This window comes from Thermosynechococcus vestitus BP-1 (assembly GCF_000011345.1).
GTDB classification, from domain to species: domain Bacteria; phylum Cyanobacteriota; class Cyanobacteriia; order Thermosynechococcales; family Thermosynechococcaceae; genus Thermosynechococcus; species Thermosynechococcus vestitus.
In genome coordinates this window covers 1,039,488-1,055,096 of the sequence record NC_004113.1, presented here as the reverse complement: position 1 = coordinate 1,055,096, position 15,609 = coordinate 1,039,488, and the positions used below count along the sequence as shown (strand labels likewise).

The following is a 15,609-nucleotide window of genomic DNA, read 5'->3' as shown; positions in this document are numbered from 1 at the left end:
AAATCTATGGAGTGTTGAAGCATCCTAATAGGGAACGTCAAAAAATGTTAAGCGGGATACATTTTTTGGGAAGGCATGAGCTTTAAAATGTAAGATACAGCAAAAATACTGAAAGATATACAGGTTGGGGGAATGATTCCAAACATTAGACTTGCTACAGTTTTTTTCTAAGGTATTGCCTCACGACAGAGGATGTGAACGCGTCCAAAAACAGTTTTCACTGTTTTGTTTTTGTTCAATCCTAATCACAGGGGTAATCAAAGAGCCCTACCTTAGACAATAAGCTCCAAGTTTTAGCATTGGGTGTCTTCCATTTCTGACCCTAAAGATATCAAAAATTTATAGACTTTTAAAGCGGCGGTTGTCTATTGCTGATTCAGATATCTATCGGATTGTCAGAGGAACAATTTCTATGACAGCAAGCACACCTACGTCAAGTTCAGTAGCGCAAGTGGGCAACAAAGCATTGGCATTTCCAGCACGGGTGATTCAGAAGGTGATTGGCGATCGCCTCTCCGGTCACTTAACCTTTACCGATCCGAGGGACCCCTCCATCGGCTGGAACCTGTACGTGGGCAATGGTCAACTGCATTACGCCAATAGCACTGTTGGGCATCAGGAACGCTTCAACTACCTGTGTCAACGCTATTGTCCTCAACTCAGCACCACACTAGCAACCGATGAAACGGAGTATCAGTATCTCTGTCGTCTTTGGCAACAGGGACAATTGACCCTGCCCCAATTGCGTAAGCTACTCTTTCTCTTTAGTCAAGAAGCACTGGTTCATATCTTTGCCATGCCCCAAGCCACGTTGCAGATGGAGCAGGTGGCGGGTCTTGAGCACTTGGTTCTCTGTGTGCCGATCAAGGAGACTCTGAGTCAACTGCGGCAGGCGATTACCCAAGCAGTACAGGTGCGCACCTATTTGAACTCGCCGCTGCAACGACTGGTGCTAACCACAACCGAGCGAGTTCCCGCTGATCTGTGGCCAATGGACTATGGCCGCAATATTGCCGCTGCCTTGCCTCAACTCTTGGAGCACAAACCCGTACTCTATGAAGTGGCGACTCAGTTGCGCATGGAGGCGATCGCTACTGCTCAGTTACTGCAACCCGCCCTAGTCAATGGTTTGATTGGCCAGGACCCCTACACTGGCCCCACCAGTGATACTCGCCCCATCGTGGCTTGTATTGACGACAGCCGCACCATTCAGCGCAATGTCCGCCTCATTTTGGAGACCTGTGGTTATCGGGTACTCGGTTTGATGCAACCAACCCATGCCCTCAGTGCCCTTAATGACACGAAGCCTAACTTAGTCTTGATGGATATCTCGATGCCAGAAATGGATGGCTATGAGCTATGCCGTCAACTGCGGCAAACAGAAGCCCTTAAGGATGTACCAGTAGTGATGCTCACAGGGCGCGACGGGCTCGTGGATCGGATTCGCGCACGGATGGTGGGGGCGACGGACTATTTAACCAAGCCCTTTACCCCACAGGAGTTACTATCGTTAGCGGAGCGATTTACTCAGACTGCAGCAATGGAGAGTCATTCATGAAGCAGGTGCTCGTCATTGAGGATTCCCGCACAGAGCAAACCCTGATTGTCTCAATTTTAGAGAAATTGGGACACCAGGCCCATGTGGCCCAAACAGCGGAAAAAGCCATGGAATGGTTGGCTACGCATCAGCCACCGGATTTGATTGTGCTCGATATTGTGATGCCAGGAGCCAATGGCTTTGAACTCTGCCGCGAAGTACGGGCGAATTCCCTCCTCAAGACGGTGCCGATTATCTTTTGCTCCTCTAAGGATCAGGACTTTGATCGTTTTTGGGCATTGCGTCAGGGGGGGAATGCCTACATCACCAAACCCTTTGAACCAGAAGATTTCATTGCAACCATTAACGAGTACTTGCCTCCCTTGCCTCAATGATGTCTGTGAGTGCCCCAATCCTTCAGGAATACTTTCATGTGGAACTGCCCCGACGGGTGAATGTGGGCATTCCCCTTGGGCAAACCGCTGAGGTTTTAAGCGTTGAGCCACGGGATATTTCTCTGGTGCCGGGGGTTTCAGCTGCGCTTTTGGGGATTAGTAACCACCGGGGGCGGTTGTTGTGGATGCTTGACCTATTGAAATTGCTGGGGGTGGAGCATGCTTGGGGGCGATCGCCCCACCAACGGTGGACGGCACTGGTGATGCGCGATACTGACGGTTCTTCGCCGCGTCAACTGGCTTGTTTGGTGAGTCAACTGCGGGGCATTATTCATGTATCCCCCCAGCAGCAACAACCGGTGCCCCAGCGCCTTCAAGGACAGGTGCAGCAGTATTTGCAGGGTTTTGTGCAGTTGGATGGACTGCCAATTTTACTATTGAATGTTGAAGCCGTTTTTGAAGCTGTTGCCTATTCAGCCGCTCCAGCCCTATGACCTCCCTTGCCAATTCCACCCCGCCAACCTCATCCCTGAGCGATCGCTACTTCAATGCCATCCTCACTCAGGATATTCCAACCCTACGAGCCCTCCTTGAGGAAGAACCCACGGATCGTTTGGTACAGTTGACCCTAGCCACTGCCCTAGAACAGGCGGGTGATGTCCCTGCCGCCGAAGCCCTTTATCAAGCGATCGCCGAAGCAGATCAGGGAATTTTTGGTCAAAGTGCCCGCCATGCCTTGGCCCTATTGCAGACACGCCCTGCCCCTGCCCCGCTCCCCTCACCGCCCAGGGCCCCCCTTGCCGCTATCCCTATTCCCCTCGGACGGGGTCAAATCAAACAGTTGCGGCAGGGGCTGCACACCTTAGAAACCTGGCTAGGGCAACTCCAGCAACAGGAGTGGCATAGCCCTTTGCCTGAGTTTAAGGATCCTCAACTTGCCGCCATTGGCCAAGGAATTGCCGTCTTGGTTGCTCAACTCCAGCAGCAGCAGGATCAGATTCAAACCCTTGAAGCCCAACGTCAGGAGGAAGTACAGCGGCAGCGCCAAGAACGGATGAAAATGCAGGAGGCAGTGATTAACCTATTGCTGGATATTGAGGGAGCCCAGCGGGGAGATCTCACCGTACGCGCCAAGGTGGACGAAGGGGAAATGGGTTCCATTGCCGATGCTTTCAATGCCACAGTGCGTAGTTTGCGTCAAATTGTGGTCCAAGTCCAAACCGCTGCCAACCAAGTCCAAGCCGCTGCCCAAACTACCCAGGGGGCGATCGCCGGACTGGTGGCCGGGGCAACCCAGCAAGCGGCCGACATTGATCGCAGTGTGGAGGCGGTCGAAGCAATGGCCGCCTCAGTGCAAGCTGTGGCCCAGTCTGCCCAAGAAGCAGCAGCGATCGCTGCCGAGGGGTTGACGGCAGCACAATTGGGGGATGCCACCATGGATACCACCGTGGAGAGCATGGAAAATATCCGCCTCAGCGTGGCCGAAACTGCCAAGAAAATGAAACGCCTCGCTGAATCCTCCCAAGAAATCTCCAAAATCATCAACATTATCTCCAGCATTTCTGAGAAAACCAACCTTTTGGCCTTTAATGCCTCGATTGAAGCTGCACGCGCTGGGGAGCACGGCCAAGGCTTCCGGGTGGTGGCCGATGAGGTGCGACGCTTGGCGGAGCGGGTCACAGATTCAGCGCGGGATATTGAACAGTTAGTGACGGGGATTCAGCAGGAGACGGCTGAGGTACTTCAGGAAATGGAGGGCAGTACGGCGCAAGTGGTTAAGGGCACCCAGTTGGTGAGTCAAACCAAAGCAACATTACAGGGACTGGCTCGCCTCAACCAACAGATTGATTCACGACTGCAAATGATTTCTGAGCGCACTGCCTCCCAAACCTCCACGGCCGCAGAGGTCACGCAGATTATGCAGCGGGTTGCCCAGATGGCACAAACAACAACTTCAGCCGCTGCTGCTGTGGTCCATGCCATGGAAAGCCTAGTCGCCGTTGCCGCAGAACTACAAGCCTCGGTATCGCGGTTCCGCGTGGATGCTTAAGGACGGGTAACCTATGACCCTTGATGCCGCCGACCTGGATGCGATTACCCAAGAGGCACGCCATTGCTTCCTGTACGAGGATGCCCCGGAGTATTTACTGCTCCTCGAACAGTGGGCAGAGCAGGTGGTCACCGATCCCGAGCGTCACTATACAGCTGAGGATTACAACACGCTGATGCGGGCGGCGCATTCCCTCAAAGGGGGAGCTGGCATTGCCCAACTCAGTGAGCTACAGGCCTTGAGCCATCGCCTAGAGGATATTCTGGAAGCCCTTAAGGAAGGTCGCCTAGGGGATCGCCCCCGTGCTCATCATCTTCTGGTTCAAGGCATTGAGCAAGCCCAGGAGCTCTTGGCCGCCGCCAAACAGAATCATTCCCTAACGCCAACGCCCCCCTATCAAGCCCTGCTTGCTGCCCTCACGGAACTCCTTAGCACCGTCTCAGATCCTTCCTCGCCCCCCACTGTCGCTCCCCCCGATCTGCGCACCGCCTTGACGCAAACCCTTGAGGAGTCCCTGCAGCTCCTAGAGGCCAGTGCCACGGATGCAGAGCGGGAGACGGCCTTGGCTCAGCTGATTGCCACTGCCCACACCTTAGGGAAACAGTACCCACTGCCGTGGTTGCAGCAACTGGCCGCAGAATTACCGAAGTTAGCAGCGGATTTGCCCCTTGGGGAATTAGTGCCCGCCATTGTCGCTGAGTGTCGTCAATTGCAGCAGGCAGAACTGGTCAAGTTACTGCCCCCTGAACCAACCCCTCCCCCGCCTGCGGAAACAGCTCCGCCCCAAGACAGCTATCTGCGCATTCCCGTCAGTCGGCTGGATCGCCTCGGTAACACGGTCAGCGAATTGCTCATTGGCCAAGAACGCCTCACCCTCTATCAACAGCAGTTTTTGCGGGCCAATCGCGAACTGAAGCAGCGCCTTGACCAATTTCGGCCCATTCGCGATCAGGTGCAGACTTTTTACGATCGCTTAGCCACCCCCCTTGGCGGTCCAGGTCGGCCAACCAATGGCCACAACGACTTTGATGCCCTGGAATTTGACCGCTACACAGAGCTGCACACCGCCCTCCAAGATTTTCAAGAATTGCTGGTGCGGATTCAGGAGACAGGCGCCGATATTGATCTGCTCAGCCGCGATCTCCAAGAGGCCCTTGATCTCAACCGTCAGCACTTAAATAGTCTCTACGCTGAACTGACGAATTCCCGCTTGGTGCCCTTTCGCCAACTGGCACAAATGTTTGTCACCGCTGTGCAAGCCTTGGGCGATCGCCACCATAAACCGGTTCAACTGGTGATTGAGGGGGGCGATACCCTTGTAGATCAAGTGATTTTGCAGCAACTCAAGGCACCCCTGACCCATCTGGTGCGCAACGCCTTTGACCACGGTCTTGAGCCACCCAAACAGCGGCAGCAACTGGGCAAGTCCCCGACAGGCACCATTTGGCTACGAGCGCGACTGCGGGGGAATGCCGTGGAAATTCAGGTGGCCGATGATGGTCGGGGAATTGATCTGCAACGGGTGAGTCAAAAAGCAGTGGAACTGCGGCTTTGCTCTGCCGAACAAGTTCCTCACCTGAGCCGCGAGCAGATTTTGGAATTTCTCTTTGTGCCAGGGTTTTCAACCGCCAAGCAGGTGAGTGATCTCTCCGGTCGTGGGGTGGGACTCGATGTGGTGCGTGAGCAAGTCCAGCGATCGCGGGGGCATCTGCAGATCACCACTGAACCCCAGCGGGGAACCACCTTTACCCTCACCCTTCCATTGACCCTGAGTCTGCTGCCCATGGTCCTGTGTCAAGTGGGGGAGTTAACCTTGGCCATCCCCGATCTGAGTATCCGCGAAGTCATTGCCCTCAAGGAATACACCGATATTCGCCACCCCAGTGCCACCATTGACTGGCAAGGACAATCGATTCCCCTGTATCCACTGCATCAATTGCTGCCCTATCAGCGTCCCCTAAGTGGGCCAACGCGACCCCTTGGTGTGGGTGTGGTGGTGGATGTGGCCGGTCAGGCGGTGGCCTTGGCGGTGAACTATCTCATTGCCGAGCGGGAGTTAGTGGTCAAGCCCTTTGATCAAACGGTACCCGTGCCCCCCTACGTCATGGGTTGTACGGTTCTGGGAAGCGGTGAAGTGGTGCCAGTTCTCGCTCCCGATAACTTTACGGTGCTCCTGAGACCCGTGGAGGTACGGGCCTCCCCGATGGAAAGCCCCCAGCAGCCCATCACTCCCCAGGTGCTCATTGTTGATGACTCCATTACCGTGCGCCGGCTCCTGGATCGTGTGCTGCGGCAGGCGGGCTACAATGTTGTGCAATGCCGCGATGGCAAGGAAGCCTTGGATTTTCTCCTTGCGGCAGGCGATCAAGTCTCCCTTGTGATCACGGATATCGAGATGCCCCGCCTTGATGGCTATGACTTGCTAGAGGCGATTCGTCTTTCGGCGCGTTTACGCCATTTACCGGTTGCAATGTTAACCTCACGGGGAGGGGATACCCACCGCCAAAAAGCCCTTCAACTGGGTGCCAATGGCTACATTACCAAGCCTTTTCAACCCCAAGGGATACTGCAAACGGTAACGCAACTGCTCACAGGTCGTCATGGTGGGGTGGCGACCCTGAGCCAATAAAGCATCAGATTGGATTGCCGCAAAAATGTTTTATGAAACATGGCGATCGCCAGATTTCGCGGACAGCCTTGCTAGGATCGGGGTGACTTGCGGTGGAGAGAGCAACCATGCCTGCACAGGTGGAAGAAAAATCAATTGTGCCGACGGTCATTGTGGGGGTAGGTGGCACCGGCATCGAGGTGCTATCGCGGGTGCGACGACTGGTGGAGGAAACCTACGGCAGCCTGAAACAGTTTCCTGTGATCAGCTTCCTGGCCATTGATACCGATCGCGACTACAAAGTAAGCAACCCCCTTGCTGCAGGCTCTCCCCTCAAGGACAACGAAAAGCACTGGGCCAGTGTCAGTGGCAAAAACGTGCAGCAAATCATTCAAAACCTCGACAACTACCCCTGGATTGCCTCTTGGTTTCCCAGGGAACTCGAGCGCAACATGACTAGCCTAGAGGCGGGAGCAGGACAGATCCGTGCCTGTGGGCGGTTTGCCTTCTTTTGCAACTACCATGGGATTCAACAAAAATTTCAAGCGGCCAGCGATCGCGTCAAAGGTCATGAAAGTTTTATGCAAAGCCGCTACGGCCTCAAGGTCAACAATAGTAGCCTCAATGTTTTTATTACCGGTTCCCTCTCTGGGGGCACCGGTAGCGGTATGCTCATTGACCTCGGCTATTGTGTTCGCCACTGGCTCAGGGGCCAGTCGAGTCCCCTCGTCACAGCAATTGTGCCCATGCCCAATGCCTTTGCTGCCATTAGCGTTGGCGATCGCGTCCTTGCCAATGGCTATGCTGCCCTCATGGAACTCAGTTACTTTTCCGACTACCGCACCGAATACCTTGCCCAATTTAGCAGTAGCCTGGCTGATGAAGTGCGTTACAGCTGCCCTCCCTTTGACTTTACCTACCTCGTGGGCACCAAAAATGGCGAGAGTGAATTCAAGCTCGATGAGATCCGCGAAATGATTGCCCAAAATATCTTTTTGGATCTCACCTCGGACTTTGCTCCCCACAAACGCTCCATTCGGGACAATATTAAGGCGGCTTGGGCCTCTCAGGATGCCGGGGGTCGAAGCTATCCCAAGAGCTTCATGGCCTTTGGCCTCTCCAGTATTGAAATTCCCATTGCCCAAATTCGCGCCTCCTTGACCTATCGCCTCTGCCAAGACTTTATTCACTGGTGGCTGAATGAATCGGTGCAATTGCCGCCGCAACTGTTGGAGGTGACCCAGAGCCTCCTGAAACCGATGAACTTGCTGGATATGGATTTGGTCCTGGCCTTGGCAGCAGCTGGCGATCGCCCCTATATGCAGGAAATTTCCCGCTGGGTCAACGATCTGCGCAATCAAATTAGCCGTGAAAACCTCCTTGAATGTACCCAACAGGGATTAGGGGGGATGATGGGCACCGAAAGAGGCAAAATTTTGCAATTTGTGCCCTGGCTAACTGAACAGGTGGACAATTACCGAGCGGCCCACTTGCGCGAACTCAGCCCCGATGAGCGTCTCCACGGCGACTTTTTCCAGCGCATGTACGACAACCGCAATCAAATCCTCCAGCAGGCTCGCCAAAGTCTTGAGGAGGAATTCTATCGCATTGTTGAAGATCGCAACCGGGGGCCGAAGTTTGCCCAGGCCTTTCTGCTGCAAATTCGCCAGATTTTTCTTAGTCAAAGGGAAAAGTACGACCGCGAGATCCAGAACACCTGGCAGCCCAACATCACCAATCGTCAGCGGCAATACGAAAATGCCCTCCAGGACATTAACCACTTCAGTACCCTCTTTGGCATCTCGAAGCAAGCAAAAATGGAGGAATTTTGCCAGCAGGCCCTAGAAGGAATTGAGGGGAGTTTCAATGCCATCATTCAAGCCAAAGCCCGACTCCTTGCCAAAGAGGTGATGACCAAACTGGAGGAGTGGCTACAGGGGATGGAAGCCCGTCTTGCCAAGCTCAATCAACGGCTCCTCAATTTACGGGATGGCTTCAAGGCAATGGCCGATAGTCAAGCCGATAGTGCAGATGCCCTGCGGATCAATGGGGTGAAGCTTTACGATCGCCAAGAACTCAACGGCCTCTATCAAGACCTTGTCGAGCGCTATGCTGGTGCCAACACAGGGGTAGAGTCCACATTTACCATTGGCCTCAATCAACTCTGTACTACAACAGCGACAACGGTGTTGCAGGAGGCGAGTTCCCTGTGGAAGGAAACCCGCGCTGCCAATGAGGTGATGCGTCTATTGGATGTGGCGCAACTGGCGGATGTTCAAGAAAGTGACCTGGCTGAGATTATCCAGGAAACAGTACGGCGCACCGTGCAAAATGCTCCGGAAGAAAGCTGCCTTGTGCGGGATCTCACCGCCTGCGATCGCCTGCTGCAGGTCTATCGCAACGATGAAGGAGAAATCCTCAGCGTCCTGCGCCTCGCCTACCAAAAGTCCAAGCCCCTGCTCCTCCTCTCCCAGGCGGTGATGAGTGGGCGCGATGCCGGCTTTACCCCCTCGGTAAATACGAATATTGCTATTGTGGGGGGTGAAAATACCACCGATTTCGCTGCCAAAAAACTCATTCCCCTCCTCAAGAACCTGGTCAAACCCAATGGCCAGAGCATTACCAGTGATGACATTAAGCCCTTGGGCGATCGCGAGCGGCACCGTATTGTCTTTGTCCAAGAGATGGGGGGCTTTTCCCTGCGCTGTATTGAGGGTATGTCCGAACTGCGGCAAGCCTATCAAGATTGGCGCGGCCAAATGATTACCGCCAAGCGCGACCGCCTACGGGGAGAAAACCGCGACCTGCCGATTCCCGTGCATTTGCAAAAGGATCCCCCCTTCTGGGATGTGTTTCCCGAAAACCCGCAAATTCTCAACCTCGTGGTTATTGCCCGCGCCCTCGGTGTCCTTAAGCAGGCAGAAAACCGTGCGACCCGCGAAGCCACAATCCGCTACACCCGCCATACAGCTGTTGGCCTTGAAGATGTGGACATTGCCGCCAACTGGGAGGAAGTGACCCAAGTCCTAGAGGTGCTGGCCTGCCGTCCCGACTTAGAGGAAATTCAGCGCCAAGTGACGGTGATTCTCAAAGCCGCAGAAACCCCAGCCCAAAAGCAGGCGCTCTACGAGCATTTGCTGAACTATTTGAAGCAACGGGAGGAAGAACTCCACAAGGCGGGAGGACGCGACAGTCTTGAATACAAGCGGGAAGCCGCGATTCTCCAAGGGGTGATCCAAACCTATCAATTGGCTCAAGGAACATCAGCGCCTAGCCCAATGCCAACACCCCCTGCCCCTGAACCACCCCTGCCCCAACCCGAGCCAACACTTGAAACCACTGCTGCAGCAAGTTCCGCAGGGTTAGAGCAACTGCAACGACTGATAGCCATGTATCAGCAGGGTCTGCTCTCAGAGGTGGAATTCCAAGCTGCGAAGAAAAAACTGCTGGGACTTTAGAGGAGATCTCTGTAATTTCACGAAGACCTGTGGGAACACTTTAGGATAAAGACGAGTGCAAAATTGGAGCATTCCTATGTCTCCCTATCGTTCTAGCCTGCCTTGGTTCTATCGATCCCTCCTTACCTGCAAAGGCCTAACCCTCATTGAGCTACTCGTCGTTGTCATTATTATCGCTATCTTGGGAGCGATCGCCCTCCCCTCCATGTTGAATCAGGCTATCAAAGCCCGCGAGTCCCAAGCCAAAACCAATATTGGTGCCGTGAACCGTGCCCAACAGGCCTACCGTTTAGCCAATCCCACATTCAGCACTGATGTTGCCAGCCTACGAATTGGCTTTAGTGATACGCCGGACTATGAGTATCAAATCAGTCGTGCCGATGGTAACTACGCTGAATTCCAAGCCACCCCTGAGCGAGCAGAATTAAGGGCATTTACAGGTTGTACCTACGCCACGTACATAACATTGACCACAAGCCAAATTTTAGAAGCCGCTCCTTCAGGTTCTAGCGTTGCGTCACCGCCAACTTGCCCGTCTCCCTAGGCTGTCTCTGGGTCTTCTTCATCTAAATGCTCGGCCACGACCTCATAAAGGGTGAGGACATGGTGATCCAGTAACCGATAAAAGATATGTCGCCCTTGGCGGCGGAAACGGACCAGTCGCAGCGCCTTCAGCATCCGCAATTGGTGGGAGACGGCAGATTCGCTCATGTCTAGAGCCACGGCAATATCCCTGACACAAAACTCCCCTTGGGCCAGGAGGGCCACAATGCGCACTCGATTCGTATCAGCCAGTAGACCAAAAAACTGTGCCATCCGCTGGGCTTTTTCCGTAGAAAGCAGGCGATCGCTCACCTGCGCTAAAGCCTCTGGATGATGAGGATCAAGAGTATTCATATCTTCATCATAGGCGCTAGTTGTCAAGACCCGTGACATTATCTACCCTTGAAACGAAGAGGTCTGGTCGCTCAGTTTGCCACCATCGCAGTTTCTCAATGGGAGTCATGTGGCCCAAAACGCGTTGGGGAATGCGGTGATTGTACGCCCAAAGGTATCGCGTGAGCGTCTCTTGCAAGTCGGCTGCCGAGACAAAGCGTTCAGCGCGCAGAATCTCCGCAATGCGGCCGTTGAAGCGTTCCACCATCCCGTTGGTTTGCGGATGGCGGGGTTGGATGAGCCGATGGGTGATGCGCTTTTCACGACAGAGCTGATCAAACGGATGGTGTCCCGTGGGTTGGCGTTCGCCTGCGGAGGAGAAACGGTCGGTAAACTCCTTGCCGTTATCAGTCAGCACCGTACGCACCACGAAAGGAGCGTTGGCAAGGACATTTGCAAGAAAGCGCGTTGCCGATTCTGCGCTCTTCTCCTCGTGGATTGCCAAATAGACCCAGCGCGTTGCCCGATCAATCGCGACAAAGAGGTAGCGGCGCTGCTCCTCATCCGGCATTTGTGGCAGGTATTTGACGTCGATGTGGATGAACCCAGGTGCGTACGCTTTGAACTGCCGCGTGGTGCTTTTGGGACTGCCTTCGAGGCTTTCGCGTTCCTTTTGCAGTATCCTGAGGTTCGAGACTCCGTGGCGACGCAGGCAGCGATCCAGCGCTGAGCGGCTCAGATTGGGGTTGAGGAACGTCCGGGCAAGAACGAGAAGGTCATCAAGAGGCAGCAAAAGGAGCTTACGCACCTCAACGATCACAAGCTCTTGCGCTTCCGTAAGCGTCGTTTGCAGGCGGTGCGGGCGGGTGCTTTTGTCTTCAACGGTTGCGCGCTTACGCCATTTCGCTACCGTGTGCCGGTGGATCCCGTAACGTCTGGCAAGCTCGCGATGACTGATCGAAGCCGGTGCTTGTTGGATTTCACGGCGAATTCGGGGTGTCGTTCGGGCGTTGGCATGAATACGTGGCATGGTGATACTCCATCGTTGAACGCTTTCCGACCTTGGAACAAGCACTCAAGGAGCCGGTACGCTTCGAAGAGTTTAGCACGACTTCTGGGAATATAATGATGCGGGACCTGACAGCTAGTTAGGCAATAACCAATTGACGTATGAACAGTTGTTCAAGTATACTGAACTAGAGGCGGAAAACAACCTCACTGATTCGTCATTTGGAGGAAAAGCCATGACAACCGTGACCCAAATGAAATGCGCCTGTCCCCACTGCCTGTGCATTGTCTCCCTCAACGATGCCATTATGGTCAACGGCAAACCCTACTGCTCCGAAGTCTGTGCCAATGGCACCTGCAAAGAGAATAGCGGCTGTGGCCACGCAGGTTGTGGCTGTGGCTCTGCCTAGGAGTTGCAATCTGTAACAGTGGATAATGACGAGGCGATCGCCCCATCGACTCTATACAATTAAGGAGCTAGAGATTGTCCTCGTCATTTCCTATTAGTTGCGATCCAGCATGGCGGACCTCCCATCGATTTCCTTGATTACAGCCACCTATAACGCTGCCCAGCACTTGCCGGGGCTGATTGAGTCGGTTCGGCAACAGAGCGATCGCGCCTTCGAATGGATTGTGATTGATGGCGCCTCTGAGGATGGCACCCTTGATCTCATCAGAGGGGCCCAAGATGTGATCACAGACTATGTGAGTGAGCCAGATTTTGGCATCTTTCATGCATTGAACAAAGGAATCCAACGGGCAACCGGAGACTATTACCTTGTGGTTGGCGCAGATGATCGCCTTGACCCCCTAGCGATCGCCAACTACAAACAAGCAGCTGCTAGTTCCCAAGCTGATCTAATTTCAGCCTACATCTACTCAGAGAAAAAAGCAATCATCAAACCAACAGGAGGAGCCATTTGGCATCATGGCGTACAAGCATTTATCACTACTCAATCTGTCGGTACACTGATCAAACGGAATCTACATGAACATTATGGCTATTACTCCCATTATTACCCTACAGCTGCGGATGCATTGTTTATACTCAAAGTTCAACAGGGAGGTGGCAAGATCACAACCGCTGAATTTATTGCTGGACAATACAATACCAAGGGGTTTTCGTATCGCTATAAAGCAAATCTTCTTTGCGAGCTATTTCTTATTCAAAAGGAGTTTTTTCCAAAGTCTATTCAGCTATTATTACTCATTTACCGATTGATTAAAAATTACCGTTACCTCTAATGAATTATAAAGTATTAGCCTATATTACCGCCTATAATGATTATTTTGCCCTCAATAGATGTATAGATGGACTAATCAATCAAACATACAAGATCGACTACCTATTAATTGTTGATAACTCATCCAGACCTATTCCTATTCAGAAATTAGGAAATAATCTATCTATAGAGGTTCAGCATCATCCTGAGAACATTGGTGTCGCAGGGGGCTTAACCCTTGGAATTCAATACGCAATTCATAAAAAATTTGACTTCATTTGGTTATTTGATCAGGATAGTACTCCCTATGAAAATGCCCTTGAAAATCTAATTTATTTTTATGATAAATATATCAATAAATCTGAGATTGGCATTCTGTCTTGTGCAGTACAAGATCGAGAAACAGGTCAGATTAATTGTGGATTCATCTATAAAAACTACCGCTTTTATCAGCAGCAGATCGACTCTCGAAAGGCAGTTTATGAATGTGATGCTGTCATTACTTCAGGAACGTTACTCAACTGTCATGCCGCAAAAGAGATTGGGCTAGTCGGGTAGCAGGGGGGCATTACTGCCCCCTAGCCCCCTAAGAACCGGACGTGCAAGTTTCCTCGCATCCGGCTCAGGCCCCCCAAAACCCCTCATTTAAGAGGAACCGGTTGTGTGTACAACCTTTACGATACTCATCTACAGCCTGCCTACCCTTGGTGGGAGGGTTGGTGACCGCACCAGTGACTCAAGGTCACCGCCATTTGCTTTGTCACCATTAGGGAGGTTCTATAGATTTTCTCGTAATGGGGAACCGACGGGAAGTCTGCCCTCTTTCGAGTGGGATGATGTTGAATGTCCTGCCAGCATTCTCAATCCCTATCTAACCCATTACAGGCTAGCATTCGCTTTTTCCCGTCTCCTCTACCCGCACTTCCATGGGTGTTCCTCGCAGTCCACTTGCCTTGTGCTTGGCCTATCAAGGCGGAAGTACGGGCTTACCGCGTTCCAACCAGATGACGCGAGGGGTTAGGTGGTGACTTTACCCCGGTGGAGCTAATGTCCCCGTACACCTAATTAGGAGAGGTGTAGCCGTCCACTTGCCATTTTGGCCCAGGCCTGTCAGCGTCTTTGGCCTGCTGAGAGTAACGAGGCTTCTGGCGTCACTTCACTTACGTTCACCATACCCTCAAGCCTAGCTCCCTATCACCTGACGCTGGTGAAGTTGCTTCCTCCTCACGGATTCGGCTTCAACCTTGCGGTTCGGGCTACGTTGTCGGGAGGGCTTCATACCTGACCGTTACCAGTCACGCATGCCTCCCTAGGCTACGGTTGGGGGCACAACCGGTCCCGTTCTAGCTTGTTGGGCTAGTGGGACAATCATCTGGCTAGCTTTCGCGTCGCACCCGAATGAATCTCTATTTATGGACGCTGTTGATTTTGACTATTGCATGAAGCTAAGAAAACAGGATTATAAAATATTTACTGTTTGTAACGCAAAAATAAATCACCGATTTGGTAACTCAAAATCTATTCAACTATTTAACAGAACTAAATTTATTTACCTATATTCTTCTCTACGGTATTTTTATGTCCACAGAAATCATACTTACCTAGAAACACGATTGGCAAAAAATTGTTTATTCTTTATCATTAGTACTTTTTATCGAATTTTCAAGTCCTTCAGGAAAATTTTTGTAATTCTATTATTTGAGGATTCTCAAAGACTCCTAAAAATTTATGCTTGTAGTAAGGGCACTGTTGATGGATTGCTAGGCAAGCTAGGGAAAACATGGACTTAATGATCAAGGTTGTTGCAATCGCAACATCTCGGCTTGGATACGTCGGCTCAAGGTGCTATCTTGCTGTGCTCGCAGTGTAATCGCATTGAATTGCTCTAGGGACATATTATATTTTTTCAAGACCTGTATTGCCTCCCACCCATAGCTAGCACAGATCGCCTCCAATCCACTGGGGATATGTTGCGGATTCATGCCAAAGCAAGCGTTGGACGGCACCTGACCTTGGAAAGCTGCCTGAGCTTGGCGATAGTATTTTTGGCGAATGGGCTCAATTTCGAGAACCACACGGGCATAGGTCGTGATCTCCCACGGAGCAATCACATCCGTGCGCGGCGAAGTCTGAGCCAAGGAATAAGGTAAAAGCGCAGGGACTAGCAGCAGACCCACACTACACATAGCAAGGGGCAACCACTTCCAGGACATTGACCACCACATACAACGCGTCCGACTCCACTCTACTTGGAATCCCTAGACCCCCTTGAGGTTCCTCAACGCAGGCAAGCACCAGCAATTAAAAACTGTTTTGGCCAAGATTAAGGGCACAATAGGCAAATTTACCAGACTTTACAAAAAAGTTACATTCTTTGAAGTTTGCCCATCCAGCCCGCCTAGCACTGAGCCACTGCGGTATCCTAAATCTCGGTATTTCTCTCCAGACTGCCCT

Annotated in this window: 13 protein-coding genes; 10 read left to right on the top strand and 3 right to left on the bottom strand. The window is 52.4% G+C overall.

Features of this window, described 5'->3' with window-relative positions; genetic code table 11:
- The first annotated feature begins 412 nt into the window (after positions 1 to 412).
- The 7 genes from TLL_RS05180 (at position 413) to TLL_RS05150 (ending at position 10,592) form a co-directional block, all read left to right on the top strand.
- Complete coding sequence (locus TLL_RS05180; protein ID WP_011056868.1) at positions 413 to 1,558, top strand: response regulator; 1,146 nt, start codon at positions 413 to 415, stop codon at positions 1,556 to 1,558.
- Positions 1,555 to 1,932, top strand: a complete 378-nt coding sequence (locus tag TLL_RS05175; RefSeq protein ID WP_011056867.1) for a response regulator transcription factor — start codon at positions 1,555 to 1,557, stop codon at positions 1,930 to 1,932. The genes TLL_RS05180 and TLL_RS05175 overlap by 4 nt, the downstream gene beginning before the upstream one ends.
- A gap of 5 nt (positions 1,933 to 1,937) precedes the next feature.
- Positions 1,938 to 2,426 carry a chemotaxis protein CheW gene (locus tag TLL_RS05170; protein ID WP_164920804.1) on the top strand — a complete coding sequence of 163 codons (489 nt, stop codon included), beginning with the start codon at positions 1,938 to 1,940 and terminating at the stop codon, positions 2,424 to 2,426.
- Positions 2,423 to 3,982 carry a methyl-accepting chemotaxis protein gene (locus TLL_RS05165; protein WP_011056865.1) on the top strand — a complete coding sequence of 520 codons (1,560 nt, stop codon included), beginning with the start codon at positions 2,423 to 2,425 and terminating at the stop codon, positions 3,980 to 3,982. The genes TLL_RS05170 and TLL_RS05165 overlap by 4 nt, the downstream gene beginning before the upstream one ends.
- Positions 3,983 to 3,995: 13 nt before the next feature.
- Positions 3,996 to 6,611: a hybrid sensor histidine kinase/response regulator gene (locus tag TLL_RS05160; RefSeq protein WP_011056864.1), complete on the top strand. Its 2,616-nt coding sequence runs from the start codon at positions 3,996 to 3,998 to the stop codon at positions 6,609 to 6,611.
- A 107-nt stretch (positions 6,612 to 6,718) separates the two neighbouring features.
- Positions 6,719 to 10,048, top strand: a complete 3,330-nt coding sequence (locus tag TLL_RS05155; RefSeq protein WP_164920803.1) for a tubulin-like doman-containing protein — start codon at positions 6,719 to 6,721, stop codon at positions 10,046 to 10,048.
- Positions 10,049 to 10,124: 76 nt separating this feature from the next.
- Entirely contained in the window at positions 10,125 to 10,592 is a 468-nt protein-coding gene (locus TLL_RS05150; RefSeq protein WP_164920802.1) for a type IV pilin-like G/H family protein, read from the top strand.
- On the opposite strand, the gene TLL_RS05145 is transcribed toward TLL_RS05150, so the two are convergent.
- Together TLL_RS05145 and TLL_RS05140 are read right to left on the bottom strand one after the other, a co-directional pair.
- On the bottom strand, positions 10,589 to 10,945 hold the full coding sequence (locus TLL_RS05145) for an ArsR/SmtB family transcription factor (protein ID WP_231833835.1): 357 nt from the start codon (positions 10,943 to 10,945) through the stop codon (positions 10,589 to 10,591). The two genes, TLL_RS05150 and TLL_RS05145, sit on opposite strands and share 4 nt — an antisense overlap.
- Before the next feature lie 16 nt (positions 10,946 to 10,961).
- On the bottom strand, positions 10,962 to 11,954 hold the full coding sequence (locus TLL_RS05140) for an IS481-like element ISTel1 family transposase (protein ID WP_165442180.1): 993 nt from the start codon (positions 11,952 to 11,954) through the stop codon (positions 10,962 to 10,964).
- A gap of 214 nt (positions 11,955 to 12,168) precedes the next feature.
- On the opposite strand from TLL_RS05140, the gene TLL_RS05135 reads away from it, so the two are divergent.
- The 3 genes from TLL_RS05135 (at position 12,169) to TLL_RS05125 (ending at position 13,713) form a co-directional block, all read left to right on the top strand.
- Positions 12,169 to 12,342 (top strand): metallothionein, encoded by a 174-nt coding sequence (locus TLL_RS05135; RefSeq protein ID WP_011056859.1) that lies wholly within the window; start codon positions 12,169 to 12,171, stop codon positions 12,340 to 12,342.
- Between the two features lie 133 nt (positions 12,343 to 12,475).
- Positions 12,476 to 13,177 (top strand): glycosyltransferase, encoded by a 702-nt coding sequence (locus tag TLL_RS05130; protein WP_164920801.1) that lies wholly within the window; start codon positions 12,476 to 12,478, stop codon positions 13,175 to 13,177.
- Positions 13,177 to 13,713 carry a glycosyltransferase gene (locus TLL_RS05125; protein WP_164920800.1) on the top strand — a complete coding sequence of 179 codons (537 nt, stop codon included), beginning with the start codon at positions 13,177 to 13,179 and terminating at the stop codon, positions 13,711 to 13,713. Before TLL_RS05130 ends, TLL_RS05125 begins: the two co-directional genes overlap by 1 nt.
- A 1,235-nt stretch (positions 13,714 to 14,948) precedes the next feature.
- Here the strand turns inward: TLL_RS05125 and TLL_RS05120 are convergent.
- On the bottom strand, positions 14,949 to 15,368 hold the full coding sequence (locus TLL_RS05120) for a DUF4168 domain-containing protein (RefSeq protein ID WP_164920799.1): 420 nt from the start codon (positions 15,366 to 15,368) through the stop codon (positions 14,949 to 14,951).
- Between the last annotated feature and the right edge of the window lie 241 nt (positions 15,369 to 15,609).

Bases quoted from the DNA above. Each gene is read 5' to 3' on its own strand.
- TLL_RS05125 (WP_164920800.1), top strand. From the start codon at position 13,177: ATGAATTATAAAGTATTAGCCTATATTACCGCCTATAATGATTATTTT.
- TLL_RS05140 (WP_165442180.1), bottom strand. From the start codon at position 11,954: ATGCCACGTATTCATGCCAACGCCCGAACGACACCCCGAATTCGCCGT.
- TLL_RS05165 (WP_011056865.1), top strand. From the start codon at position 2,423: ATGACCTCCCTTGCCAATTCCACCCCGCCAACCTCATCCCTGAGCGAT.
- TLL_RS05175 (WP_011056867.1), top strand. From the start codon at position 1,555: ATGAAGCAGGTGCTCGTCATTGAGGATTCCCGCACAGAGCAAACCCTG.
- TLL_RS05180 (WP_011056868.1), top strand. From the start codon at position 413: ATGACAGCAAGCACACCTACGTCAAGTTCAGTAGCGCAAGTGGGCAAC.
- TLL_RS05120 (WP_164920799.1), bottom strand. From the start codon at position 15,368: ATGTCCTGGAAGTGGTTGCCCCTTGCTATGTGTAGTGTGGGTCTGCTG.
- TLL_RS05150 (WP_164920802.1), top strand. From the start codon at position 10,125: ATGTCTCCCTATCGTTCTAGCCTGCCTTGGTTCTATCGATCCCTCCTT.
- TLL_RS05135 (WP_011056859.1), top strand. From the start codon at position 12,169: ATGACAACCGTGACCCAAATGAAATGCGCCTGTCCCCACTGCCTGTGC.
- TLL_RS05155 (WP_164920803.1), top strand. From the start codon at position 6,719: ATGCCTGCACAGGTGGAAGAAAAATCAATTGTGCCGACGGTCATTGTG.
- TLL_RS05160 (WP_011056864.1), top strand. From the start codon at position 3,996: ATGACCCTTGATGCCGCCGACCTGGATGCGATTACCCAAGAGGCACGC.
- TLL_RS05145 (WP_231833835.1), bottom strand. From the start codon at position 10,945: ATGAATACTCTTGATCCTCATCATCCAGAGGCTTTAGCGCAGGTGAGC.